Source organism: Lentzea flaviverrucosa (assembly GCF_003350445.1).
GTDB classification, from domain to species: Bacteria; Actinomycetota; Actinomycetes; order Mycobacteriales; family Pseudonocardiaceae; genus Lentzea; species Lentzea californiensis.
Window position 1 is genome coordinate 61173 of the sequence record NZ_QQAU01000014.1, and the last position, 23988, is coordinate 85160.

The following is a 23988-nucleotide window of genomic DNA, read 5'->3' on the forward strand; positions in this document are numbered from 1 at the left end:
GCCCCCGACGGTCACGCCGGGGGCTTTTCGAGGTGACTCACGCCTCCAGGCGCTCGCCCGACTCGGGGTGGAACAGGTGGATCTCGGTGGTGTCGCGGACGGCCACCTTGACGTGCTGGCCCAGGGTCGGCGGCGTGCGGCCGTCGACGCGGACGACGAAGCGCTGCGACGCGTCGCCGATCTTCACCGCACCGTGCACGAGCGCGTCGGCGCCGAGCTCCTCGACCAGCTCGACCGTCATGTCCATGCCCTCGTCGGTCGACGGCACGATGCCGAGCGCCTCGGGACGGATGCCGAAGGTGACCTCGTCCAGACCGGCGGCGGCGGCGAGCGCGTCCCGGCTCAGCGGCACGATGACGCCGTCGAGCTTCGCGCCCTCGGCCGAGATCGGCACGGTCTTGAGGTTCATGGCCGGCGAGCCGATGAAGCCCGCGACGAACGCGTTGGCCGGGCGGTCGTACAGCGCGCGAGGCGTGTCGCACTGCTGCAGCAGGCCGTCCTTGAGCACCGCGACGCGGTGGCCCATCGTCATGGCCTCGACCTGGTCGTGGGTGACGTAGATCGTGGTGGTGCCGAGGCGCTGCTGGAGGGCGGCGATGTTCGCACGCGTCTCGACGCGCAGCTTGGCGTCCAGGTTGGACAGCGGCTCGTCCATGAGGAACACGGAGGGCTCACGCACGATGGCGCGACCCATGGCGACGCGCTGGCGCTGACCACCGGAGAGCGCCTTCGGCTTGCGCTCCAGGTACTTCTGCAGGTCGAGCATCTTGGCGGCCTCTTCGACCTTCGCCTTGATCTCGGTCTTCGGCACACCGCGCAGCTTGAGCGCGAAGCCCATGTTCTCCGCGACGGTCATGTGCGGGTACAGCGCGTACGACTGGAACACCATCGCGATGTCCCGGCCCTTCGGCGGCACGTTCGTGACGTCCTTGCCACCGATCTGGATGGCGCCCTCGTCGATGTCCTCCAGGCCCGCGAGCATGCGCAGCGCCGTCGACTTGCCGGAACCGGACGGCCCGACCAGCACCAGGAACTCGCCATCGCTCACCTCGAGGGAGAGCTCGTCGACCGCCCGCACCGGCGGGTTGCCGGAGAAGATCCGCGAAGCCTTGACGTAGGACACCTCTGCCATGTGACGCACCTTTCACCGCTTGTCTGGGCGCGACGTTATGCATTGCAAGCGCTTACGGGAACAGACGTAAGCGCTTACGTTTCGGGGCCCGCCAACGTAAGCGCTTACGTTCCGAAGGGGCCGATGAGTTCTCCGCGGCGCCCCGGTCTACCTCTTCGAACACAGAACACAGGAGGAGAACCGATGGGCAACGTGCGACTGCACTTCTCGATGTCACTGGACGGCTTCGTGGCCGCCCCGGACAACGGCTTCGGCTGGCTGGCCCACACGACCGACCGGCCCGACCTCGTCAGCGGCTACGCCGAGCGCACGGGCGCCATCCTCGGCGGCCGGAAGGGCTGGGACCAGTTCCCGGACCCCAGCACCGCGTACGGCGGCCAGTTCGTGGGGAAGCTCTTCATCCTGACCCACCACCCGGAGGACGCGACGCCCGCCGAGGGCGTCACGTTCCTGACCTGCGACGTGGCCGAGGCGGTGCGGATCGGGCTCGAAGCCGCGGACGGCAAGGACCTCGAGGTGTTCTCGCCGACCATCGGCCGTCAGCTGATCGAGCGGGGGCTCCTCGACGAGATCGCCCTGCACATCGCACCCGTGCTGCTCGGCGACGGCGTCCGGTTCTACGACAACCCCGGTGGGGTACCGATCCACCTGCACCGGCTCGACACCGCCGACCCCCACTCGGAGGTGGACGTGCGGTATCGGCCGGTGCGGCAGACCAGCCAGTGAGAGACCGTCAGCCCTTGACCGCGCCGGACGCGAGGCCCTGCACCAGGAATCGCTGCACCAGGTAGAACACGACGATCGCGGGGATCGCGACCAGGATGGACGCGGCGGCGAGGTGCCCCCACTCCGTCCTGTTCTGCTGCACGAACACCTGCAGCCCGACCGCCAGCGTCTTCGACTCGTCCGCCGCCGACAGGAAGGCGGACGCGAACGCCACCTCGCCCCAGGCCGTCAGGAACGCGTAGAACGACGTGACGGCGAGGCCCGGCTTGGCCAGCGGCATGATCAACCGCCAGAACACGCCGAACGGCGACAGGCCGTCCACCCGGCCGGCCTCGTCGATGTCCGTCGGCACCGTGTCGAAGTAGCCCTTGAGCATGTACGTGCAGAACGGCACCGCGGTCGTGCAGTAGACCAGCACGAGGCCGAACGACGTTCCGTTGAGCCCCAACGCGATCAGGATGTTGTACAGCGGCACGATCAGCACCGCGAACGGGAACATCTGCACCAGCAGGAACGACATCATCAGGCCGCGCTTGCCGGGGAACCGGAACCGCGAGGCCGCGTACCCGGCGGTGGCCGAGATGAAGACGCCGATCACCGTGGTCATCAGCGCGATCAGCACGGAGTTGCCGAACCAGGCGAGGAAGTCGCCCTTCTCGCCCGACAGCACGCGGGTGTAGTTGTCCAAAGAGGACTCGTTGAACAGCTTCGGGGTCGGCTCGACCGCGCGGGCGTCCGGCTTCAGCGAGGTGACGAACACCCAGAAGACCGGGAACACCGCGATGACCGAAGCAACGACCAGCGTGGCGTGCAACGCGATCGAGGCACCCCTGGACCTGTCGGACCGACGGCGGACCGGTCCAGCGGCCTGCACCATCTTCAGAGACGAAGCGTCGAGCGTCATCACCACACCTCGCCCTGCTTGCGCAGTGCACGCCGGTAGATCGTGGCGAACACCAACAGCACCGAAAGGATCAGCACGCCGTAGGTCGACGCGATGGCGTAATCGCGGGACGCGCCGGAGAAGAAGCGTTCGAACGCGTAGGTGACCAGGATCCGGGCGTTCGGGTTCGGACCGGCGATCAGGTAGATCACCGCAAACATGTTGAACGTCCAGATGACGCCCAGCAGGACCACCGTCGACGACACGGAACGCAGGCCCGGCAACGTGACGTGCCGGAAGCGCTGCCACGACGTGGCGCCGTCGATCTCGGCCGCCTCGTAGAGGTCACCCGGAATCGACTGCAGGCCACCGAGGAGCGCCACCATCATGAACGGCACGCCGAGCCAGACGTTCACGATGATCACCGACACCAGCGCCCAGTCGGACTGGCCGAGCCACACCGGGTCGGGCAGGCCGACCGAGCGCAGGAGCTGGTTGATGATCCCGTACTGCGCGTTGAACATGTACTTCCACGCGAACGCGCTGATGAACCCGGGCACGGCCCACGGGAGGATCAGCAGCACGCGGTAGAGCGCACGGCCGCGCACCTGCCGGTTCAGCAGCATCGCCAGGCCGAGACCGACGGTGTAGTGCAGGAACACGCACGAGAAGGTCCAGATCAGCGTGCGGACCAACGTGCCCCAGAACGCACCGAACGACTCGCCGCCGGACAGCACGTTGAGGTAGTTCTTGAACCCCACCACGTCGTAGGTGGCCGGCCGATCGAGGATCGGGTTGGCGATGTTGCCCTCGTTGATGTTCGTGAAGGTGAAGAACACGCCCTGCGCGAGCGGGTAGAGCACCAACACCGCGATGACCACCACGACCGGCAGCACCATCGCATACGCGTACCAGTACCTGTCCAGGAACCGACGCACCGAGACTCTCCTTCCGGCGAACGGCCGGGGCGGTGAAGCCCCGGCCGCTCAACACGATCAGCCGATCGAGTACTCGGTGACGACCTTCTCCTTGTACGCCTTCGCGACGTCGTCAAGAGCGGTCTTGGCGTCCTTCTTGCCGGCCAGGAAGTCCGCGTAGCCGACCTTCAGCGGGTCGAACAGCTCGCCGCCCTCGGGGATCCACGGACGCTCGTGCGCGGTCTTGGTGACCGGCTCGAACGCGGCCACGACCTCGTTGGCCTTGACGTCGGCGTTCTGGTAGGCCGACTTGCGGGTCGGCAGCAGGCCCAGTTCCTTGGCGATGGTCGCCTGCGACTCGACCGAGGCCATGCACTGGATGAACTTCACGGACGACTGCTTCGCCTTGGTGCCCTGGCGGATCACGTAGTCGTGGCCACCGACCGGCGCGCTGCCCTTGCCGGCGGACGGGCCGGGAACCGGCGCGATGCCGAGGTTCGCCTTGTCGGTGAACGCGGCGCCCTTGAGGTAGTCGGCGACGGCCCACGGACCGTTGATGACCATGGCGGCCTCACCGCTGGTGAACGCGGCCTGCATGTTCGAGTAGGAGTTCGTCGCGTCGAGCGCCGTGGTGGCGGCCTTGGCGTCGAGCAGGCCCTTCGCGGTCTCCAGCGCCTTCACGTTCTGCGCGGAGTTCACGACGATCTTCTTGGCGGACGCGTCGACCAGGTCGCCGCCCTCGCCGTAGATGAACGGCAGCGCGTAGTACGCGTCGTTGTTGAGGAAGAAGGACTTCTCGCCGCCCAGCTTCGAGGCCGCGGCCTTGAGCTCGTCCCACGTCTTCGGCGGCTCGACACCGGCGTCGGCGAGCTTCTTCTTGTTGTACAGCAACGCGAGCGAGTCGGTCACCTGCGGCACCGCGTAGGTCTTGCCCTCGTACTTCGTGGAGCCCAGCGCGGCCTCCACGAAGTCGGAGGTGTCCTTCGCGAGGTCGGTGTCGGACAGGTCGGCGACGTAGCTCAGCTTCGCGAGCTGCGGCACCCACGCGACCTCGGACCGGAAGACGTCGGGGCCCTGACCACCCTGGGCGGCGGTCTTGTAGTTGTTGAGCGCGCCGTCGAAGGCCTGCGTCTCGACCTTGACCTTGTAGCCGTCCTTGGTGGCACAGCCTTCCGCGAGCTTCTTGAAGACCGGGCTCTCGTTGGGACCACTGGTGTCCCAGAAGGTCACCTCGCCCGAGTCGGATCCGCTGTTGCTGCTCGATCCACCGCTTCCGCAGGCGGTGAGCACGAGGGCGACACCCGTCGCCATGGCGGTCACGAGGGTTGTCCGTCGCATCGTTGCTGCCGTTCCCTCCAGCTGGGGCCTCATCTCCGAGTGAGACGAGGGTCTTGCAAGGTTTTGCGAGAATGTTGCGGGCGATTTCACTACCAGAACCATGGTCAGGTCAAGATGTGAACCGTAACCAAGCCGTAACGGCCCTGTCTTGCAAACGCGCGTTGCAAAATTTTTCCTAACACGGCAGGCTTGCGCCAAACCTGATCTGAGCTGGGAGGCAACGTGTCCGGACTGTCCGAGATCGCGAGGGCAGCCGGGGTGTCCATCTCGACCGTGAGCCGTGTTCTCAACAGGCGCGCAGGTGTGAACGAGGAGACCCGCCAGCGGGTGCTGTCGGTCCTCGCGGAGATGCCGTACACCCCGCGCGGCCTCGGTGCGTTGCAACGCACCGGCGTGATCGGCCTCCTCGTGCCGGAGCTCTCGAACCCGGTCTTCCCCGCGTTCGCCGAGGCGCTGGAGACGCGGGCCGCGCGCCTGGGCTACTCGTCGCTGCTGTGCAACACCCGCAGCGGCGCCCCGATGGGCGAGGAGGAGTACGTCCGGATGCTCCTGGCCCGCGGGGTCGAGGGCATGGTGTTCGTGTCACCGGAGATCACCAACGTCGAGGTGCCGCTGGGCCAGGCGCCGCGCCCGAGCTACTACGCGAAGCTCCTGGCGGACGGCGTCCACATGGTCTTCCTGAACGGCGCCACGCCCGCGCTGGACGTGCCCGACGTGACGGTCGACGAGCAGCTCGCGGGCTACATGGCGACCAGGCACCTGATCGAGCTCGGGCACCAGCGGATCGGGTTCGTCTCGGGCCCCGCGCGTTCGCTGCCGTCCCGGCTGAAGCGCGCCGGCTGGGCCGCAGCGCTCGAGGAGGACCACCTGCCGGCGGGGTCGGAGTACGTCTCGCACGCGCCGTTCAGCGCGGAGGGCGGCGGTCAGGCCGTGGCGCGGCTGCTCGACACGGTGAGCCCGACGGCGGTGATCTGCTCCTCCGACCACATGGCGCTCGGCGTCATGCGCGAGGCACATCAAAGGGGGATCTCGATACCCGAAGAGCTTTCGGTGGTCGGGTTCGACGACATTCCATTGGCTGCCTATTCGTCGCCCGCTTTGACCACGCTCGCGCAGCCGATCGAGGAGATGGCCGCGGCCGCGATCGACGAGCTCGTGCTGCGCCTGGACCCGGATCGCCGCAGGCAGAGCACCGACAACTACACCCGCGTCTTCCGGCCGCGGCTCGTCGTGAGGGAATCGTCTGCGCCTCCGAAACGAGATGACCGATTGCCCTAATTGGTCTGGACCAACTTCTGAACAAGGCAGATGGGTCAACCAGGGCGGATGCGTCATTTGAGGGACGCAGGTCACCCTGACTTCACGTATTGGTTCTGAACCGTTACGGTCCTTTCATGGCGCGGTCGATGCATGTGCGACGTCCGGCGACGCTGGCCTCTCTGGCCGCTGAGCTGGGCGTTTCCCGGACAACGGTGTCCAACGCGTACAACCGGCCCGACCAGCTCTCTCCCGAGCTGCGTCGGCGGGTGTTGGACACGGCCCGAAGGCTGGGTTATCCCGGCCCGGATCCTGTGGCGCGCTCGTTGCGCACGCGCAAGGCCGGGGCGGTGGGCCTGTTGCTCACCGAGAACCTCTCCTACGCGTTCCGCGACCCGGCCGCGATCGGCTTCCTCGAGGGCCTCGCGCTGGCGTGCGAGGACGCCGGCACCGGCCTGCTGCTGGTGCCCGCGAACCCCGAACGCGAGGACGTCGCGTCCGTCCACCGCGCCGGCGTCGACGGCTTCGTCGTCTACTCGGTGCCGGACGACGACCCGCACCTCGCCGCCGTGCTGGAGCGCCCGGTGCCCACCGTCGTCTGTGACCAGCCGGACCTCGGCACCGTGGACCGCGTCGGCATCGACGACCGCGGCGCGATGTACGACCTCGCCAGGCACCTGATCGGTCTGGGCCACCGCCGCATCGGCGTCGTGTGCATGCGTCTCGCGCGTGACCGCAACGACGGCTTCGTGACGCCGGATCGCCAGCACGCCGCCCACTTCCACGTGCAGCGCAACCGCCTGTCCGGCCTGGCCGAGGCGTTCAGCGAGGCCGGCGTCGACTGGTCGCAGGTGCCCGTCGTCGAGCGCTTCGACCACAACATGGCCTCCGGTGCGTCCGGCGCGGCCCAGGTCCTCGACCGCGACCCGCAGGTCACCGCCCTCATCTGCACCTCGGACGTCCTCGCCCTGGGCGCGATGACCGAGGCGGGCCGCCGCGGCCTGCGCGTGCCGCACGACATCACCGTCACCGGCTTCGACGGCATCCGCGGCGGCGAGGAGGCCGGGCTCACGACGGTCCGCCAGCCGGTGCTGGAGAAGGGCCGGGCGGCGGGCAAGCTGCTGCTCGACACGAACGAGCGCTCGCGGCCGCGGTCGGTGAACCTCGCGACCGAGCTGATCATCGGCAAGACCTCGGGGCCGCCGCGCGGTGGTGCCGAGGAGCGCTGGTTCGGGCCGTGATCAGTGCTCGAGCCTGAAGACGGTGGGTGAGCTGGCCTTCCCGGCCAGCTTCGCCACCAGCAGGTAGTCGCCGGGCCCGACGCGCGTGTGGGCCCCGCACCCCGGCTTCGAGGTGGAGCCCGCCCACTTCGTGCCGTAGTTGAAGATCTCCTTCGGCTGCATCACGCGGGTCTCCGAGCCCACCGCCGAAAGGCAGTGGTTGCTCGACCACAGCACCGTCGCGCCGTCCGCGGTCAGCACCGTGAGCTCGCGGTGCTGACGTCCGATGTCCCTGATGCACGGCACCGGCCCGGTGTTGACCACGTCCATGGACAGTTCCGGCTGGTCACCGATGGTGTAGAAGGGCTTGTTCGCCTTCGCCAAGACCCCGATCACGTCGTCCGGGCAGGGCTGCGGCGGCCCGGGAGGTGGGGGCGGTGGCGTGGTCTCCGTCGGCGAGGGCGGCGGCGTCGGCTGAGTCGTTGATGAGGACGACGCCGGAGCAGGACTCTCGGACATGCTCGGCGGCGGGTTCGAGGCCGACGCGGCGGCGTTCGTGGGCTGCGCGGTCTCGGCGTCGGAGCCGAACATCCCGACGATCCAGATCACGAGCAGGAGTGTGACCAGCCCGGCCCCGATCGCGGCGAGACGGCGGCGCCAGTACACCGTGGACGACAGCGGACCTGTGGGCTCGATCACGGCCCGAACGTAACTCGACCAGCTCTGATCCAGCGGGAGGCGAGCATCGCTCGATCCGGTGAACGTGATATTGAGCGGAAACCCCTTGTGAACGTGCGCTAACTCCGGTTCCAATCGACGCGGGGTCCGCCGGTAGGCCATGGAGGTGTGTCACATGACCGCGATCGACGAACTGCTCAAGCGGAACTACGAGCTCGGGAACGTGGTTCCCGGAGACCGTTCGTCCGCGAAGCCGTCCCTGCAGGTGGCGATTCTGACCTGCATGGACTCGCGCATCCGGGTGTTCGAGATCTTCGGCTTGAAGCAGGGTGAGGCGCACGTGCTGCGCAACGCGGGTGGTGTCGTCACCGACGACGCGATCCGATCGCTCGCACTGAGCCAGCGCAAGCTCGGCACGCGCGAGGTCCTGCTCGTGCACCACACGAACTGCGGCCTGGAGATGGTGACCGAGGACGACTTCAAGGACGAGCTGGAGGCCGACACCGGCCTGCGCCCGACCTGGGCCGTCGAGGCGTTCAAGGTCGTCGAGCAGAGCGTGCGCGGGTCGATGGCACGCCTCCGCCACAGCGCGTTCATCCCGCACACCGACAAGATCCGCGGGTTCGTCTACGACGTGCACACCGGCGAGCTGCGCGAGGTCGACGCCGCCGAGACCGCCGCCGCCTGAAGTTCGCTTCGAGGTTCGTTGTGAAGGGCCCCCTCCGGGGGGCCTTTTCGTTGCGCGACAATGGCGGGCGATGAATCACGAGTTGCTGCTGGGCTGGTGGGACACCGCGGCCCGAGACCTGCCGTGGCGCCGTCCCGACTGCACCGCCTGGGGTGTGCTGATCAGCGAGATCATGCTGCAGCAGACGCCGGTCTCCCGCGTCGGACCGATCTGGCACGAGTGGCTGGCGCGCTGGCCCGTGCCCTCCGCGATGGCGGCCTCCTCGCAGGGCGAGGTCCTGCGGATGTGGGGCAAGCTCGGCTATCCACGGCGTGCCATGCGGTTGCACGAGGCCGCCACCGCGATCGCCCGCGACCACGGCGACGTGGTGCCGTCGGACATCGAGACGCTCGAGTCGCTGCCCGGCATCGGCAGCTACACGGCTCGTGCGGTGGCCACGTTCGCGTACGGGCAGAAGTGCGCCGTCGTCGACACGAACGTCCGGCGGGTGGTTGCGCGCGCTGTGCACGGGGCCGGTGACGCCGGGCCGCCTTCGACCAAGCGCGATCTCCGTGACGTCGAGGCGATCCTGCCCGAGGGTCAGGAGGACGCCGCGGTGTTCTCGGCGGCGTTGATGGAGCTCGGTGCGTTGATCTGCACGGCGAAGAACCAGAAGTGCGCGGACTGCCCGTTGTTCGCCGAGTGTGCGTGGCAGTTGGCTGGGCGGCCTGCCTATGCGGGGCCCGAGAAGAAGGTGCAGAAGTTCGCCGGCACCGACCGCCAGGTGCGGGGCAGGCTGCTGGACGTGCTGCGGGGTGCGCCGGGGCCGGTGCCCAAGATGCAGCTCGACGTCGTCTGGAGCGACGCGATGCAGCGCGAGAAGTGCCTGGTGTCCTTGTTGAGCGATGGACTTGTTGAACAATCCCACGACGGCCTCTTCCACCTGCCCGGCGAAGGGATTGTTGAACGATCCAACGACAGCCTCTCCCCTCTGTCGAATGAGGGGATTGTTGAACCATCCGACGGCAGCCTCTTCCCTCTGCCGAATGAGCGGATTGTTGAACGATCCAACGATGGCCTCTTTCCCGTGCCTGGCGAGAGGATCGTTGAACAATCCGACAAGGGCACAAGCTGATGCACGCCCAGGTCGCCTTCCTCGATACCGACCCGGAACGTAGCCTCGTCGGATTGTTGAACAATCTGGGTGTTGAACAATCCCACGCACTCCGCCCGACCTACGCCGCCGCGAGCGTCATCAGCCCAGGATCCGCAAGGAGCTGCGCGAGAACCTCGAACGGCTGCGAATGCCGGACCTGTGGCTGCGCACCCTCGACATCGTCCGGAATGACGTGATGCAGCGCGAGAAGTGCCTGGTCTCGCCGCTGGACGACGGCCTGGTCGAGCAGACGCGGACGGCCTGTTCGCCTCTACCTGGGAGCACTGAATGCACGCGCTGGTGGCGTTCTTCGACGACGAAGCGGACAAGAAGGTCCGCGAACTGCAACGACGCATCGGTGCGAAACACGCCTACCCGCCGCACCTCACCTACGCCGTCGCGAGCACCATCGGTCCCAAGGTCCGCAAGGAACTGCGGGAGGACCTGGGCCGGCTGTGGCTGCCTGACCTCTACCTGCACTCGCTCAGCACGTTCTCGACGGCCGACAACGTGCTGATGCTGTCGGCCGTGGTGGACACCGAACTGCTGGCCGTGCACTCCGCCATCCACGACGTGCTGGCGAGCAACGTGAAGAACCCGAGCGCCTACTACTTGCCGGGCAACTGGGTCCCGCACTGCACGCTTGCGCACGACATCGACGACGACGCGATGAAGGCCGCGTTCGCCGCGATCTTCCCGGTCGAGCCGATCCGCGCGAAGGTCCGCGAGGTGTCGATCGTCGACACTCAGACCGGCGAGGTCGACGTGCTCAAGAAGGCCTCCACAGCGCCTCGGTAGACCCACGGCGCGCTGTCGTGCACGACGTGACCGGCTTCCTCGACGTAGAGGTACCGGCCTCGGGAACGCCGTGCCGCCTCCTCCATCTGCCCTGGTAGCTGGCCGCCCCTGCCCGCCTCGATCACCAGCGACGGGCACTCGACGGCGTCGATGAAGTCCCAGTAGGCCCGCGTGCCCCAGTGGCCGGCGATCTCGTACAGGTCGTCCATCTCGGCGATCAGGTGCCAGCCGTCCTCGCGTTCCTCGAAGTAATCGGCGAACAGCGGCGCGCCGAAGTACGACGTCACGTGCCCGAGCGACTGGAAGGGCACCGGCCAGGCGTCGAAGAGCCACTTCCACTCGTCGATCGTCCTGCCCCTGTTGTCCGGGGCGAAGTCCTCGACCACAATCGCGCTGACCAGGTCCGGTCGGGATGCCGCGAGACACCACGCGTGCAGCCCTCCCATGGAGTGCCCGATCACCACGGCGGGCCCGAGGTCCAGTTCCTCGATCACCGCGGCGGCGTCGGTGACGAAGTCCTCGGTGCGGAACGGTCCCCGCCGCGGGTTGCGGCCGTGCCCGCGCTGGTCGAAGCCGACCACGCGCCCGAACGGCCTGAGCCACTGCGCGACCGGCCACCAGGCGGTGGCCCTGCTCATCAGACCGTGCAGGAGCAGTACGCCTTGACCCGTTCCGCCGAACTCCACCACCGACACAGGGATGATTAACGCATGAAGGCCCGCCCGTACCTGATCGCCCTGGTGTTGGTCGTGCTCGTCGCAGGTCTGCTCGTGGTGTTCAGAACGCCGGGCGGCGACCCCGCGCAGCAGGCGCGCCAGGAGACGTCGCCGCAGGCCGCGGTGGAGGCAGGGGCGGGCGCGGGCGACGCGTACTACCCGACGGACGGCAACAGCGGCTACGACGTCACGCTCTACGACCTCGCGATCACCTACGACCCGGGGTCGAAGAAGCTCGACGGCGTCGCGACCGTCACCGCGACCGCGTCCCAGGACCTCTCGCGCTTCAACCTCGACCTCGAGGGCCTGGAGGTCAGCGAGGTGAAGGTCGGCGGGCAGCCCGCGAAGTTCGTGCAGGAGGGCGACCACGAGCTGGTCATCACGCCGGCCGCGCCGCTCGCGAAGGGCAGGCCGTTCACCACCGCCATCACCTACGGCGGTGAGCCCACGACGATCAACGACGCCTCGCTGGGTCGCAGCGGCTGGCAGATCTCGTCCACCGGCGGAGCGTTCGCCGCAGGTCAGCCGCACTCCGCGACGACGTGGTTCCCCGCCAACGACACCCCGCGCGACAAGGCGGCGCTGAAGGTCGCGGCCCGCGTGCCGGACGGCTGGACGGTGATCTCGAACGGCCTCGAAGGCCCCGCGACCCGCGACGGCGGCTGGACGACGTTCACCTGGTCGGAGGAGACGCCGCTCGCGACGTACCTGGCCACCGTGGCGATCGACAAGTTCGAGGTCGTGCGCTCGAAGCTGCCCGACGGCACGCCGGTCGTCGACGCCTACGCGCCCGGCACGTCCGCCTCCAAGAAGCCGATCCAGTCCCAGGGGCCGGAGGTCCTCGCGTACCTGGCGACGAAGTTCGGCCCGTACCCGCAGCGCGCGGCGGGCAGCATCTGGGTCGCGGACCAGATCGGGTTCTCGCTGGAGACCCAGACCCGTCCGATCTACGCCGCCTGGGCCGACCTGGAGACGGTCGTGCACGAGAACGCCCACCAGTGGTTCGGCGACTCGGTCTCGATCGAGAACTGGGCGGACATCTGCCTGAACGAGTGCCTCGCGTCCTACGCGCAGTGGCTGTGGCTGGAGAAGGAGGGCACGGACCTCGACCAGCGCTACCGCGACCAGGTCGAACAGCGGCGCGACCGGGCGGCGTTCTGGGCGCCGAAGCTCTACGACATGGGCAAGGGCAACGAGTTCCGCGGTGTCTACGACAAGGGCCTGATGGGCATGCACGCGCTGCGCAAGCAGGTCGGTGACGACGTGTTCTTCAAGGCGCTGCAGTCGTGGCTGGTGAAGCACCGCGACGGCAACGCCTCGTGGCCGGAGTTCGAGGAGCACTTCAAGGCCGCTTCCGGGCAGCCGCTCGACGGGTTCTTCGCGGCGTGGTTCCGCAAGTCGGGCATTCCGGAAGATCAGTACCTGCTGCCTGCCGGTGTGCGCCGCTAGGGTGGTCGTCATGGCAGTCGTGAAGATCAACGCGATCAAGGTTCCCGAGGGCAACGGCCCCGAGCTGGAGAAGCGGTTCGCCGCCCGCCTGGGCGCGGTCGACAACCAGCCCGGCTTCCTCGGCTTCGAGCTCCTGCGCCCCGTCGCGGGCGAGGACCGCTACTTCGTCGTCACGCACTGGGAGACCGACGAGGCCTTCACCGCGTGGCGCGACGGCGAGGCCGGTGCGGCCGCTCACTCGGGTGAGCGCGCACGGCCCGTGTCGAGCGGTGCCGACCTGCTGGAGTTCGAGGTCGTGCTGGGCAGCAAGCCCAAGCAGTGATCGAGGAGTCCTACGACAGAGCCGCCGAGCTGATCGCCGGCGCGGACGCCGTGCTCGTCTGCGCCGGTGCCGGCATGGGGGTCGACTCGGGTCTTCCCGACTTCCGCGGCACCGAGGGCTTCTGGCGGGCGTACCCGCCCTACGAGCGGCTCGGGCTGAAGTTCGAGGAGATCGCCGACCCGGTGCACTTCGCCGACGATCCCGCGCTGGCGTGGGGTTTCTACGGCCATCGGCTCGCCCTGTACCGCGCGACCGTGCCGCACGAGGGTTTCGCCGTGCTGCGGTCGTGGGGTGCACGCGTTTTCACGTCCAATGTGGACGGACAGTTCCAGAAGGCGGGTTTCACGGACGTCGCCGAGGTTCACGGGTCGATCCACCACGCCCAGTGCGTGGAGCCGTGCACGGACGAGATCTGGGAGTGCTCGTTCGACGTCGCGATCGACCCGGTGACGATGCGGGCGAGGGGCGAGCTGCCGTCGTGCCCGTCGTGTGGCGGGCTGGCGCGGCCCAACATCCTGATGTTCGGCGACTGGGGCTGGGTGCCGCACCGCAGCCAGCGGCAGCTCGACGAGCTGACGGCGTGGCGCAGGAACCAGCGCAGGCTCGTCGTGGTCGAGATCGGCGCCGGCACCGCCGTGCCGACCGTGCGGCGTCAGGCCGAGCTGGCCAGCGCCGCCAACGGCGCGTTGATCCGGATCAACGTCCGCGAACCGGAGGTCCGGCACGGCCGCGGGGTGTCGTTGCCGGTCGGCGCGCTGGAAGCCCTCACAGCCTTGGCACGACGAACTGCGTGACGACGGCCCGGTGGTCGCTGCCGGGCACGTCGAACACGTCGAGCGTGTCCACCAGGAGCTTCGAGTCCACCAGCACGTGGTCGATGGTGACCGGCGGCGGCCAGAACCCGCTGGCGCTCGGCCAGGTGTGGATCAGCCCCTTGCCGACCTGGTCGGCCGCGTCCACGTAGCCCTTGTTCAGCAGCCGCGTGAGGCCGACGTGGTCGAGCGTGGCGTTGAAGTCGCCGGCGAGCACCCTGATCGCACCGGTCGAGTCCGGCGCGGGCAGCCCGGCGAGCTCTCGTTGCCAGGCCTCGGGTCCCGCGGTGACGACCGGCGGCAACGGGTGCACCGAGACGACCTCGATGTCCTTGCCCGGCAGGTCGACGAGCGCCCCTGCCTGCTGCAACGTGCTCGGCGGCGTCAGGTTCCGCTGCGAGAGCGGGAACCGGGAGGCGATGCCGCTGCCCGACCCGCCCGGTTCGTCGAGGAAGACCCGGTTGGGCAGCACCTGCCGCAGACCCGCCCGGTCGAGGTCACCCACCATCTGCGGAGTCAGCTCCTGCAACGCCAGGACGTCGATGTTGCGCTTCCTGACCTCCTGCACGATGAACTCCGCGTCCGCGATGCCGGTGAGCAGGTTCGCCGTCATCAGCCTGACCTGCTGCCCCACCCCGTTCGGCCGCGCGTCGGGAAACGCCCGCGGCGCCAGGTTCGCGACCAGCACGACCCCCACCACGGTCATCGTCAGCCCGATGACCCACCGCTTGCGGAACAACGCGAACAACCCGATGAGCAAGCCCACGACGGTGATATACGGGGTCAGCGACGTCGCGGCGATCATGTACCGCGTGCCGTCGATGCCGAGCAGCCTGACCAGCGCCGCAATGACGAACGCCATCGCGCACAAGACCAGCAGGAACGTGGCGAAACCGCTTCGGGGCGGCTTCACCTCGGTGGTGACCACGTCGTGCAGTGTGCCCGAGCGCGCGTCGGTCTCCGGTGTGCTCACACCAGAAAGGACGGTCCACGTCCCGGTCCCGTTGCCCGCCGGAAATTGTCAGACCCCTCCGCCATGCTGATCCCGACCAACCGAGAGGGGGCCCGATGGGAGCCAAGGACTGGATGCTGTTCTACGCATCCGACGACGTCAGCAAGGTCCTGCGCGCAACACCGAAGATCGACCGCGAGGCCACGGCCGCCTTCGTGGAACGCCTCTACCCGTCACACGACATCCGCCCGATCGAGGACGGCAACCTCCACTACGGCAACCCGCCGGAGGGCACCGTCTACGCCGGCGTGTTCCCCGGCCTGTCGATCATCTGCACGTGGGAGGCCGCCGGCGACTCCTACACAGACCTGCCGGACCACTTCGTCAGCGAGGCCGCCGGCCGCACCCTGTACCTCCACGCCATGCACAGCGTCGTCGACTTCTTCTCGTACGCCATCTGGGAGCCGGACGGCACGCTGCGCCGCGCGTACAGCCTCTCCCCGGACAGCGGCGTGATCGCCGACGTAGGCACTCCCCTGCCGTTCGAGGAGAAGTACCGGGCAGGCGACCCGGAGTTCCTCGAAAGCCTCGACCCCGACGACGAGTACCCGTTCCGCTTCCACCCGCTCGACCTGGCCGAGGCCGCCCTGCGCGAGCTGTTCGGCTTCAACTACGAGGGCGCGTACGAGGACGACGACCCGGAGCTGGAGGAGGTCGTGCTGGCGGGCTACTCCGTGACGCCGCGCTGAGGCTCACGAAGAGCCAGAGCCGCGATTCCAGGACTACATCGTCAGACAGTCGCGGCAGGGTGCCGCGGCCGCGCGCCGGTCATGCGGTCGAGCAGACCGCAGATCGTGTCGACCACGGCCAGCAGGTCGTCCGGGTAGATGTGGTCGTACGCGGCCAGGTAGACGAAGCCCGACTCGAAGGTCAGCGACATCCCTTTCGCCCAGGCCGGAAGGCTTTCTTCGTGATCGAGGAGCCAGTGCAACGCGTCGAAGTTCAGTTCCCTGGCCGCAGCCGCGGGATCACTGCTGTACGCGGAGAACTCATGGTCCATGGGTGGCAGCAACGGCACCGGCAGCCACTCGGCATCTGACTGCTTCGCGGTTTCGGGCTCGTTGCTGACGATCTGCTTCCACTCGGACTCAAGCCGGCCGGGTGACAACGGCTGTCCGTTGTTGACGTTGTACTTGTTCGGCCTCGTGACCTTCAGCGGGGCCAGGCGAGCGGTGGCGATCTCGATGCGGTGCTGCTGCAGCCAGCGCACACCGAAGCCGCGGCTGTCGTACCGGATCGAGGCTTCGGTCACCCTGACGTGCCACGGACCGCGCTGGAAGTCCAGCGACAGGTCGTACTGCCGCTTGGAGCGGAACGCGATCGAGAACTCGTTCCGGAACGGCTTGCACAGTTCAGCCGTCCACATGGACGCCTCGTCAGGACCGAGCAGCTTGCCGCCGAGACGCTGTGCCAGCGGGGTCAGCGCGGCGATCTGCTCGTCCCGAGCCTTCCCGTGGCTGCGGAGCTGAAGCCAGCGCCGCACGACCATGAACAAGATCATGCCGACGAGGCTGGTCAGAACAAAAGGATGAAGCAGGTAATCGGTCACCCACAGCTTGAAGATTTCCACCATCAGATGTCCAGATACCCTTCGATCACGCCTGTTCACCACCGTGTCGCCAGGGCGCTCCGCGCGGGTGGCCTGCTCGGCTAACCGTGCGCGTTTCGCCTACCTGCGGCTGCGCGGCACCAACGCGTACACCTCGCCGAGGAGAACGCCCACGCAGCCAGGTGCTCAACTCGAACGAATCTCCGACTCTCAGAGCGTCGCCGCAGGGTGCCTCGGCCGCGCGCCGGGCATCCGGTCGAGCAACCCGACCACCATGTCGACCACAGCCATCAGGCCGGCCTGATCGATGTGGTTGTCCAGGACGACGTAGGCAATGCCGGCCTCGAACGTGACCCGCATCGACTCCGCGTGCGACGGCAGATGCTTCCCGTGTTCGATCAGCCAGTGCAGTGCTTCGAAGTTCAGATCCCTGACCGCCGCGGCAGGGTCGCTCCCCCAAACGAAGAACTCCTTGTCCATCGGGGACGGGAGCTGCACGCGCTGCCACTCCGCCTGATCCCCCACCGTCGATGGCGGCTCGGACAGCCAGCTCTTCCACTGGTTCTCGAAGTCCGCGGGCAAGACCGGCCGGTCGGGGGCGATGTACCTGGTCGGCCGGACCATCCGCATCGGCGCCATGCGCGCGGTGGCCACCTCGATCCGGTGCTCCTGCTCCCAGCGCACCCCGTAGCCGGTGTACGCCGCGATCCGCACCGCCGCCTCGGTCACCCGGACGTGCCAGTCACCCCGCCGGAAGTCCATGGCGAGGTCCCACTGGGGCTTGGACCGCCGCAGCCACTTCCCCTTCAGCACCGTGTCGTAAGCACTTCCGTCGCTCCTCACGGGCTCCAGGAAACCGGCCGACCAGGCCGCGGTGTCACCCTGCTCCGGGTTGATCACCGTTCCGCCGAGCCTGGCGGCCAACGGGTTCAACGCGGCGATCTGCTCGTCCCGTGCCGTCCTGTGGTTGCGGATGTGGAGCCACCGCCGAACGAGGGTGACCACGATGGCTCCAACGACCATCGCCAAGAAGAACGGGCTGGTCAGCAATTCCGAGAGACCCTTGATGAGCTTGTCCATGATCAGATGTCCAGGTATCCCTTGATCTGGTGCTTCGAGTAATCGGTTCCGGTTTCGCCCGCTTCAGCGGACTGCTGCCGAAGCGTTTCGTTCCGCAGTCCCTTTTCGTTGCGACCGTCGACCTGGGCCGCCGCCTCGATGCCGACGGCTTCGCCCATCGACCTCCAGAAACCTTGGTTCATGCGCTCGCCGACGATGCCCTGCGAGCCGTCCTTCTTGTCCACCCAGCCCTTGAACAGACCTTTGTTCTCCGGCAGTGCGCGCCGCCGGTCCGCGTCTACGACGTTGGCCCTCTTGTCCGCCATGGCCTTCTTCATGCCGGCGCCCAGGTTCTTGGTGCGGGTCAGCAGGTTGCGCAGGAACTGCAGGATCTTGCCGAGGAAGGCCTTGAGCCTCGCGATGATGCGCGACACCCGGCTCACAGTGGTCGCGGCCCGCACACCGGTCGCGGCGCCGGCCGCCGCGGTGGACGACCCGAGGCTCGGGACGGCGGCCGCCAGGGCGGGGATCCAGATCATGACCAGCCAAATGATCAATTCAGTCAGGATGGCCTTGATGAGGTCCTCGATCACCTGCATGATCATCGATGACATGAGCAGAAGCTGGGAAAGCTCACCGGCTTGACCGATGACACCGTCGATGCCGCTGGCGAACTCACCAAGCTTCGTGGCGGCCACATCCGCCGTCTCGCCACCCCAGCCCTGCACCGAACTCGACAGGTCGCTGGCGAACCCCTCCTTCAGCTTCGTGAGGCCCTCCGCGAGCTTGCCGAAGTTCTCCCCGGCCTGTTGCAGAGCCGGGCCATCGCCACTGACGAAGTGGATCGCGTCTTCCAACGGCTCGCAGATGCTGATGAGGAAGCTCAGACCTTGGTTGACCAGCCACCCGATCGGGTCCGTCGCGATCTGAGCGGCCTCGCTGAACGAGTTGACCAGCGCGCTGCCTTCCGAAGCCAATGCGGTGATACCGCCGGGGTCTCCGACGTTTCCCGATGCTTCCAAGGCTTTCATGAAGCTGCCGACGAACGGCGTGGCCTCGAGCGCCTTCTCCCCGGTGGACTTCTCTTCGACCTCGAGCGTGCCTTCTTTGCCGCTCAGGCCTGGAACGGTGAGATCCGGTTCTGTCACGGCCGCGCTACCCCCGCTCGACCTGGATGCCGTCGAGGAGCTGCTTCAGCGCTTCTTCCTGCTGCGCATAACCCTCGGCGGTGTCGCGGAACTTGCCGGCACCCGACTGCAGGCCGTCCTGCATCGCCTGCATCGTCTCTTTGAGGTCGCCGAGCATCTGCGTGTACTGGTCCTTGACGAAGATCCCGACCACACCCCAGGACTTGTCGCCGACGTCGGCCGTCGCGACCAGCTCGGCGATCTTGCTCGCCGTGCTGTGGTGGCCGTCGAGCTTGCCGGCGAACGACCGCAGCTCCTCCGGGCTGACGCTGAACCCGCTCACCGGCCGTCCTCGTCGTCGTAGAGGTTGAGGAACTTGCCGTCCTGCTTGGGCGGAGCGGTGGGCGGCGGCTGCGACCTGTCGTTCCAGGCGTTGCCGCGCATGATGTTCTGGTCGGAGAAGTCGTCCTGCGGTTCAGGAGCAGTCCTGTTGGGTGGCGCGGCCTGGCGGACCGGGGCTCCGGTCTGGGACACCGTTGGCGCGGGTGGCATCGGCGGGGACACCGGTGGCGCGGGTGGCATCGGCGGGTGGTGCGGGGCCGGGGCAGGTGCGGTCTCGTCGGACCGCACGGCACGGAGTTCCTCTTTGGACATCCCGAAGAGCTGTGCCTGGGTTTCGAGGACCTGGTCGGAGAGTTTCATGCCGTCGCCGATGGCGCCCTCGACGATGCCTGCCTGGCGGCGGGCGGCTTCGGCCACGGCCTGCTGCAGCGTCGACATCAGTTCGGCGGCCAAAGCGTGCGCGGGCCTGCGCATGGCGTGCTCGGTCAGTCTGATGGCCTTGATGCTGCCGGACGGACCTGCCACGACTGTCACAGCGCGGTCGGCCGAGGTGGCCACCGCTTCCATCTCGGTCAGCTGTTGCTGCATCTCGCCGATGTTGGCGAACTGCTGGTCAACGCGCTGCATCCGTGACTGGAACTGCTCGAACTGAGCTACCAGTTGCTCGAACGCCGCCGACGACACTGGGACCTCCTCCTGGGACACCTGCTCGCGCAAGATCACGCGGAGCGCGCGCCATAGTGGCAGGTGGAGTTTCGCGCGCGCCGCGAAACGGGCGAATCGGTGTGTCCGAGTGACTTGGGCGACAGGGGGTCTTCGGACGACCGGTCGAACCCGGAAGCGGACAGCCACCGGACACGAGAACGGCCCCCAGGCCGCGAAGCCTGGGGGCCGTTCTCACGTGCTGTCTAGATCACTCGGACTCGTTCGCAGGAGCGTCCTGCGACTCGGCGGCGGGCGCCGAGGCGGTGAGGTCGACGGGCGGGGCGTCGGGCACGCGGTTCGGCTTGGCCTCGCCGCGGAACACGAACTGCGCCTTGTCGTGCTGGTCCGACTCGCCGTCCCAGCCCTCGACGTCGGTGATGATGATCTGGCCCGGCTGGAGTTCGCCGAACAGGATCTTCTCCGACAGGGTGTCCTCGATCTCGCGCTGGATCGTCCGGCGCAGCGGGCGGGCGCCCAGCACCGGGTCGAAGCCGCGCTTCGCGAGCAGCATCTTCGCGCGATCCGTGAGCTCGATCGCCATGTCCTTGTTCTTCAGCTGCGTCTCGACGCGGGCGATCATCAGGTCCACCATCTTGATGATCTCGTCCTGAGTCAGCTGGTGGAAGACGATGATGTCGTCGATGCGGTTGAGGAACTCGGGGCGGAAGTGCTTCTTCAGCTCGTCGTTGACCTTGTTCTTCATGCGCTCGTAGTTGGACGCGCCGTCCTGACCCGAGGTGAAGCCGAGGCCGACGGCCTTGCTGATGTCCGACGTGCCCAGGTTCGACGTGAAGATGATGACGGTGTTCTTGAAGTCCACCGTCCGGCCCTGACCGTCGGTCAGGCGGCCGTCCTCCAGCACCTGGAGCAGCGTGTTGTAGACCTCCTGGTGGGCCTTCTCGATCTCGTCGAACAGCACGACGGAGAACGGCTTGCGGCGCACCTTCTCGGTGAGCTGGCCGCCCTCTTCGTAGCCGACGTAACCGGGAGGGGCACCGAAGAGCCGCGACGCGGTGTACCGGTCGTGGAACTCGCCCATGTCGATCTGGATGAGCGCGTCGTCGTCGCCGAACAGGAAGTTCGCCAGCGCCTTCGAGAGCTCGGTCTTACCGACACCGGACGGGCCGGCGAAGATGAACGAGCCGGAGGGGCGCTTCGGGTCCTTCAGACCGGCGCGGGTGCGGCGGATCGCCTTCGACACGGCCTTGACCGCGTCGACCTGGCCGATGATCCGCTTGTGCAGCTCGTCCTCCATGCGGAGCAGACGCGTGGTCTCCTCCTCGGTGAGCTTGAACACCGGGATGCCGGTCCAGTTGGCGAGGACCTCGGCGATCTGCTCGTCGTCGACCTCTGCGACGACGTCCAGGTCACCGTCCTTCCACTGCTTCTCCCGCTCGGCCTTCTGGCCCAGGAGCTGCTTCTCCGCGTCACGCAGCTTCGCCGCGCGCTCGAAGTCCTGCGCGTCGATCGCGGACTCCTTGTCGCGACGGACGTCCGCGATCTTCTCGTCGAACTCGCGCAGGTCTGGCGGCGCGGTCATCCGGCGGATGCGCATGCGCGCGCCGGCCTCGTCGATGAGGTCGATCGCCTTGTCGGGCAGGAACCGGTCGTTGATGTACCGGTCGGCCAGCGTGGCGGCGGCGACCAGCGCGGAGTCGGTGATCGAGACGCGGTGGTGCGCCTCGTACCGGTCGCGCAGGCCCTTGAGGATCTCGATGGTGTGCTCGAGCGACGGCTCGCCCACCTGGATCGGCTGGAAGCGGCGCTCCAGCGCGGGGTCCTTCTCGACGTGCTTGCGGTACTCGTCGAGGGTGGTGGCACCGATCGTCTGCAGCTCACCACGAGCCAGCATCGGCTTCAGGATGCTCGCCGCGTCGATCGCGCCCTCGGCGGCACCCGCACCGACGAGGGTGTGGATCTCGTCGATGAACAGGATGATGTCGCCGCGCGTGCGGATCTCCTTGAGGACCTTCTTCAGGCGCTCTTCGAAGTCACCGCGGTAGCGCGAGCCCGCGACCAGCGAACCGAGGTCGAGCGTGTAGAGCTGCTTGTCCTTGAGCGTCTCGGGCACCTCGCCCTTGACGACCATCTGGGCAAGCCCCTCGACGACGGCGGTCTTGCCGACGCCGGGCTCGCCGATGAGGACCGGGTTGTTCTTGGTGCGGCGGGACAGCACCTGCATGACCCGCTCGATCTCCTTGGCGCGCCCGATCACCGGGTCGAGCTTGCCTTCACGGGCAGAGGCCGTGAGGTTGCGCCCGAACTGGTCGAGCACCAAGGAGGACGACGGCGTGCCTTCGCCACGACCGGTCGACTCCGCCGCACCCTTCTCGGTGGAGTAACCGGACAGCAGCTGCAGCACCTGCTGACGCACCCGGTTGAGGTCGGCCCCGAGCTTCACGAGGACCTGGGCGGCGACGCCCTCGCCCTCGCGGATCAGGCCGAGCAGGATGTGCTCGGTGCCGATGTAGTTGTGGCCGAGCTGAAGCGCCTCGCGCAGCGAGAGCTCCAGGACCTTCTTCGCACGGGGGGTGAAGGGGATGTGTCCACTCGGAGCCTGCTGGCCCTGGCCGATGATCTCTTCGACCTGCTGGCGGACGCCCTCCAGCGCAATCCCCAACGACTCGAGCGCCTTGGCGGCGACACCTTCACCCTCGTGGATCAGACCCAGGAGGATGTGCTCGGTGCCGATGTAGTTGTGGTTGAGCATCCGTGCCTCTTCTTGGGCAAGGACAACCACCCGCCTCGCGCGGTCGGTGAACCTTTCGAACATTCGCACTCCCTGACTGCTGCGTCGGCGGTCCTCGGCTCCACCGATCTACCCTGGTGAGCGCGGCACCGTGGCTCCACTGTAGTGGGCGGTCCCGAGGCCTGTGGCTCCCATCAGCGGCAAGCCGCCTCCGGTGAACATTGACATCGGCATCAACGCAGGTCGGAAGCAACGGATTCCACAGATCGGGCGATGTCCGCTGAACGCGAACAACCGACCGTTGAGCGATACTCCTGTGACCGGGCACACCTGAGGAGGCGAACGAAGGGAGATCCTGGGTAAGGTTAGGCAAGCCTGATACGCATGAGATTGGACTTGCGCGTTGACCGTACCTGCGAGGGTCTCACGGCAGAACCCGCGTGCGCTCACACCACTGGCCGACTCCATCGCCCGCCTGCAGTCCGGCACCGAGATCGTCTTCGGCACGCCGTCTGAAGACTGGACGATCTGCTCGGACCTGCTGGCGGAGCCCACCCGGTTCGACCTGTGGCGCAAAGACCTCGCCGAGTGGATGGTCGAGCAGTACGGCGAGTCCGACGACCGCGCGACAGCGGGCTACATCATGGGCTGGTACCTGCACCAGCCCGGCTACCTGGCAGGCCTCCTCTTCCACACGGCCCGCCGAGTGCCCACCCTCAAGCCTTCGGACATGGCGTTCCGCATCAACCCGACCGGCCGCCCGCACCCGGACGGCATGGCCCTGATGTGCGACGAGTTCGCCTGCCTCCCGGACGACCCGGCCTCGAACCACCCGGCAGCAACCGTGGTGGCGGACGAAGCGGCCCTGGCCGCAGTCCTCCGCGCCCGCTACGCAGCACACGCAGCCCAGTTCGTGGCTTCGTTCGGCCAGGTGGTCCGCTTCGGCCGCCGCCAACTCTGGGCAGCCGCGACAGACATGCTGGAATACGGCCCGTGGGCAGCAGGCCGCCTGTTCGGAGACGAAAACGCAGGCGTCACGGACGCCGCGATGATCCTCCCGGAGAAGCTCGAGCCGTTCGTAGCAGCCTCGTCCCTCCACTTCACGGACGAGGGCTGGAAGCGCAAGCGCAACAGCTGCTGCTTCCACTACGTACTGCCGAACGCAGAACCGTGCACGGCCTGCCCACGCACCTGCAAATGACCAACGGACGCCTGATCGCACGCGAAGCCGAAGGCGAGCCGTCCTTACCAGGCGGGCCGGGCGGTGGGGTCCCGTCACGAGTCGCGCCACAGCTCTTGCTGCATGCAGGTAGGGGTGTCAAGCGGGCACGCTTTTCGTCCGCTTGACACCCCTACCTGCATGTGGCCCGCTCTTGGTGCGACTCGTGACGGGACCCCACCGCCAACGCACCCAGCTACGCAACAGGCAGCCGC

23 protein-coding genes and 1 pseudogene are annotated in these 23988 nt (G+C 67.7%); 11 read left to right on the forward strand and 13 right to left on the reverse strand.

The genetic code is table 11. The features are described 5' to 3' along the window. Positions 1–37 precede the first annotated feature (37 nt). Positions 38–1132: an ABC transporter ATP-binding protein gene (locus tag DFR72_RS34080; RefSeq protein ID WP_090069966.1), complete on the reverse strand. Its 1095-nt coding sequence runs from the start codon at positions 1130–1132 to the stop codon at positions 38–40. Positions 1133–1315: 183 nt separating this feature from the next. On the opposite strand from DFR72_RS34080, the gene DFR72_RS34085 reads away from it, so the two are divergent. Next, positions 1316–1858 carry a dihydrofolate reductase family protein gene (locus tag DFR72_RS34085; protein WP_090069965.1) on the forward strand — a complete coding sequence of 181 codons (543 nt, stop codon included), beginning with the start codon at positions 1316–1318 and terminating at the stop codon, positions 1856–1858. Positions 1859–1865: 7 nt separating this feature from the next. Here the strand turns inward: DFR72_RS34085 and DFR72_RS34090 are convergent, their stop codons facing one another. The 3 genes from DFR72_RS34090 to DFR72_RS34100 are packed head-to-tail and all read right to left on the reverse strand — an operon-like array spanning position 1866 to position 4996. Beyond that, complete coding sequence (locus DFR72_RS34090; protein WP_090070077.1) at positions 1866–2762, reverse strand: sugar ABC transporter permease; 897 nt, start codon at positions 2760–2762, stop codon at positions 1866–1868. Next, a complete protein-coding gene (locus tag DFR72_RS34095; RefSeq protein WP_090069963.1) occupies positions 2762–3679 on the reverse strand; it encodes a carbohydrate ABC transporter permease in 918 nt (305 codons plus the stop codon). The genes DFR72_RS34090 and DFR72_RS34095 overlap by 1 nt, the downstream gene beginning before the upstream one ends. A gap of 57 nt (positions 3680–3736) precedes the next feature. Continuing rightward, entirely contained in the window at positions 3737–4996 is a 1260-nt protein-coding gene (locus DFR72_RS34100; protein WP_090069961.1) for an extracellular solute-binding protein, read from the reverse strand. Positions 4997–5218: 222 nt separating this feature from the next. On the opposite strand from DFR72_RS34100, the gene DFR72_RS34105 reads away from it, so the two are divergent. Beyond that, positions 5219–6274, forward strand: a complete 1056-nt coding sequence (locus DFR72_RS34105; protein WP_090069960.1) for a LacI family DNA-binding transcriptional regulator — start codon at positions 5219–5221, stop codon at positions 6272–6274. Positions 6275–6390: 116 nt separating this feature from the next. After that, complete coding sequence (locus DFR72_RS34110) at positions 6391–7494, forward strand: LacI family DNA-binding transcriptional regulator (RefSeq protein ID WP_090069958.1); 1104 nt, start codon at positions 6391–6393, stop codon at positions 7492–7494. Here DFR72_RS34110 and DFR72_RS45135 read toward each other — a convergent pair whose 3' ends face one another. Continuing rightward, a complete protein-coding gene (locus DFR72_RS45135; RefSeq protein WP_143086889.1) occupies positions 7495–8172 on the reverse strand; it encodes a hypothetical protein in 678 nt (225 codons plus the stop codon). Positions 8173–8326: 154 nt separating this feature from the next. On the opposite strand from DFR72_RS45135, the gene DFR72_RS34125 reads away from it, so the two are divergent. The 3 genes and pseudogenes from DFR72_RS34125 to DFR72_RS34135 all read left to right on the forward strand — a co-directional run bounded on the left by DFR72_RS34125 (position 8327) and on the right by DFR72_RS34135 (position 10772). Then, positions 8327–8839 (forward strand): beta-class carbonic anhydrase, encoded by a 513-nt coding sequence (locus DFR72_RS34125; RefSeq protein ID WP_090069953.1) that lies wholly within the window; start codon positions 8327–8329, stop codon positions 8837–8839. Between the two features lie 70 nt (positions 8840–8909). Continuing rightward, positions 8910–9773 (forward strand): annotated as a pseudogene (locus DFR72_RS34130) (HhH-GPD family protein); the annotation flags it as partial. 489 nt (positions 9774–10262) lie between these two features. Then, positions 10263–10772, forward strand: coding sequence for a 2'-5' RNA ligase family protein (locus DFR72_RS34135; RefSeq protein ID WP_090069950.1), 510 nt, complete (start codon positions 10263–10265; stop codon positions 10770–10772). On the opposite strand, the gene DFR72_RS34140 is transcribed toward DFR72_RS34135, so the two are convergent. After that, positions 10721–11467 (reverse strand): alpha/beta fold hydrolase, encoded by a 747-nt coding sequence (locus tag DFR72_RS34140; protein ID WP_425459929.1) that lies wholly within the window; start codon positions 11465–11467, stop codon positions 10721–10723. The two genes, DFR72_RS34135 and DFR72_RS34140, sit on opposite strands and share 52 nt — an antisense overlap. Before the next feature lie 15 nt (positions 11468–11482). On the opposite strand from DFR72_RS34140, the gene DFR72_RS34145 reads away from it, so the two are divergent. From DFR72_RS34145 to DFR72_RS34155, 3 genes are read left to right on the forward strand one after another with little or no spacing between them, the layout of a single operon-like run. Next, on the forward strand, positions 11483–12937 hold the full coding sequence (locus tag DFR72_RS34145) for a M1 family metallopeptidase (protein WP_090069948.1): 1455 nt from the start codon (positions 11483–11485) through the stop codon (positions 12935–12937). Positions 12938–12947: 10 nt separating this feature from the next. After that, on the forward strand, positions 12948–13259 hold the full coding sequence (locus tag DFR72_RS34150) for an antibiotic biosynthesis monooxygenase family protein (protein ID WP_030480510.1): 312 nt from the start codon (positions 12948–12950) through the stop codon (positions 13257–13259). Next, positions 13259–14053, forward strand: a complete 795-nt coding sequence (locus DFR72_RS34155) for an SIR2 family NAD-dependent protein deacylase (protein ID WP_170176550.1) — start codon at positions 13259–13261, stop codon at positions 14051–14053. Before DFR72_RS34150 ends, DFR72_RS34155 begins: the two co-directional genes overlap by 1 nt. Here the strand turns inward: DFR72_RS34155 and DFR72_RS34160 are convergent. Beyond that, entirely contained in the window at positions 14025–15044 is a 1020-nt protein-coding gene (locus DFR72_RS34160; protein WP_245983738.1) for an endonuclease/exonuclease/phosphatase family protein, read from the reverse strand. The genes DFR72_RS34155 and DFR72_RS34160 overlap by 29 nt on opposite strands. A gap of 95 nt (positions 15045–15139) precedes the next feature. Between DFR72_RS34160 and DFR72_RS34165 the strand changes: the two genes are divergently transcribed. Beyond that, positions 15140–15772 carry a DUF6928 family protein gene (locus DFR72_RS34165; protein ID WP_211335637.1) on the forward strand — a complete coding sequence of 211 codons (633 nt, stop codon included), beginning with the start codon at positions 15140–15142 and terminating at the stop codon, positions 15770–15772. Positions 15773–15813: 41 nt separating this feature from the next. Here DFR72_RS34165 and DFR72_RS34170 read toward each other — a convergent pair whose 3' ends face one another. The 6 genes from DFR72_RS34170 to DFR72_RS34195 form a co-directional block, all read right to left on the reverse strand. After that, a complete protein-coding gene (locus DFR72_RS34170; RefSeq protein WP_143086888.1) occupies positions 15814–16584 on the reverse strand; it encodes a hypothetical protein in 771 nt (256 codons plus the stop codon). A gap of 258 nt (positions 16585–16842) precedes the next feature. Continuing rightward, positions 16843–17712 (reverse strand): hypothetical protein, encoded by an 870-nt coding sequence (locus tag DFR72_RS34175; RefSeq protein WP_090069943.1) that lies wholly within the window; start codon positions 17710–17712, stop codon positions 16843–16845. Positions 17713–17714: 2 nt separating this feature from the next. Continuing rightward, positions 17715–18839: a hypothetical protein gene (locus DFR72_RS34180; RefSeq protein ID WP_245983739.1), complete on the reverse strand. Its 1125-nt coding sequence runs from the start codon at positions 18837–18839 to the stop codon at positions 17715–17717. A 7-nt stretch (positions 18840–18846) separates the two neighbouring features. Next, positions 18847–19161: a WXG100 family type VII secretion target gene (locus DFR72_RS34185; RefSeq protein WP_090069941.1), complete on the reverse strand. Its 315-nt coding sequence runs from the start codon at positions 19159–19161 to the stop codon at positions 18847–18849. After that, positions 19158–19883 carry a YbaB/EbfC family nucleoid-associated protein gene (locus tag DFR72_RS34190; RefSeq protein WP_342768701.1) on the reverse strand — a complete coding sequence of 242 codons (726 nt, stop codon included), beginning with the start codon at positions 19881–19883 and terminating at the stop codon, positions 19158–19160. The genes DFR72_RS34185 and DFR72_RS34190 overlap by 4 nt, the downstream gene beginning before the upstream one ends. Positions 19884–20073: 190 nt before the next feature. Continuing rightward, on the reverse strand, positions 20074–22638 hold the full coding sequence (locus DFR72_RS34195; protein ID WP_090069939.1) for an ATP-dependent Clp protease ATP-binding subunit: 2565 nt from the start codon (positions 22636–22638) through the stop codon (positions 20074–20076). 319 nt (positions 22639–22957) lie between these two features. On the opposite strand from DFR72_RS34195, the gene DFR72_RS34200 reads away from it, so the two are divergent. After that, positions 22958–23755 (forward strand): (2Fe-2S)-binding protein, encoded by a 798-nt coding sequence (locus DFR72_RS34200; protein WP_090069936.1) that lies wholly within the window; start codon positions 22958–22960, stop codon positions 23753–23755. Positions 23756–23988: the final 233 nt, after the last annotated feature.

Bases quoted from the DNA above. Each gene is read 5' to 3' on its own strand.
- DFR72_RS34080 (WP_090069966.1), bottom strand. From the start codon at position 1,132: ATGGCAGAGGTGTCCTACGTCAAGGCTTCGCGGATCTTCTCCGGCAAC.
- DFR72_RS34085 (WP_090069965.1), top strand. From the start codon at position 1,316: ATGGGCAACGTGCGACTGCACTTCTCGATGTCACTGGACGGCTTCGTG.
- DFR72_RS34090 (WP_090070077.1), bottom strand. From the start codon at position 2,762: ATGACGCTCGACGCTTCGTCTCTGAAGATGGTGCAGGCCGCTGGACCG.
- DFR72_RS34100 (WP_090069961.1), bottom strand. From the start codon at position 4,996: ATGCGACGGACAACCCTCGTGACCGCCATGGCGACGGGTGTCGCCCTC.
- DFR72_RS34110 (WP_090069958.1), top strand. From the start codon at position 6,391: ATGGCGCGGTCGATGCATGTGCGACGTCCGGCGACGCTGGCCTCTCTG.
- DFR72_RS34125 (WP_090069953.1), top strand. From the start codon at position 8,327: ATGACCGCGATCGACGAACTGCTCAAGCGGAACTACGAGCTCGGGAAC.
- DFR72_RS34135 (WP_090069950.1), top strand. From the start codon at position 10,263: ATGCACGCGCTGGTGGCGTTCTTCGACGACGAAGCGGACAAGAAGGTC.
- DFR72_RS34145 (WP_090069948.1), top strand. From the start codon at position 11,483: ATGAAGGCCCGCCCGTACCTGATCGCCCTGGTGTTGGTCGTGCTCGTC.
- DFR72_RS34150 (WP_030480510.1), top strand. From the start codon at position 12,948: ATGGCAGTCGTGAAGATCAACGCGATCAAGGTTCCCGAGGGCAACGGC.
- DFR72_RS34165 (WP_211335637.1), top strand. From the start codon at position 15,140: ATGGGAGCCAAGGACTGGATGCTGTTCTACGCATCCGACGACGTCAGC.
- DFR72_RS34170 (WP_143086888.1), bottom strand. From the start codon at position 16,584: ATGATCTTGTTCATGGTCGTGCGGCGCTGGCTTCAGCTCCGCAGCCAC.
- DFR72_RS34175 (WP_090069943.1), bottom strand. From the start codon at position 17,712: ATGGACAAGCTCATCAAGGGTCTCTCGGAATTGCTGACCAGCCCGTTC.
- DFR72_RS34195 (WP_090069939.1), bottom strand. From the start codon at position 22,638: ATGTTCGAAAGGTTCACCGACCGCGCGAGGCGGGTGGTTGTCCTTGCC.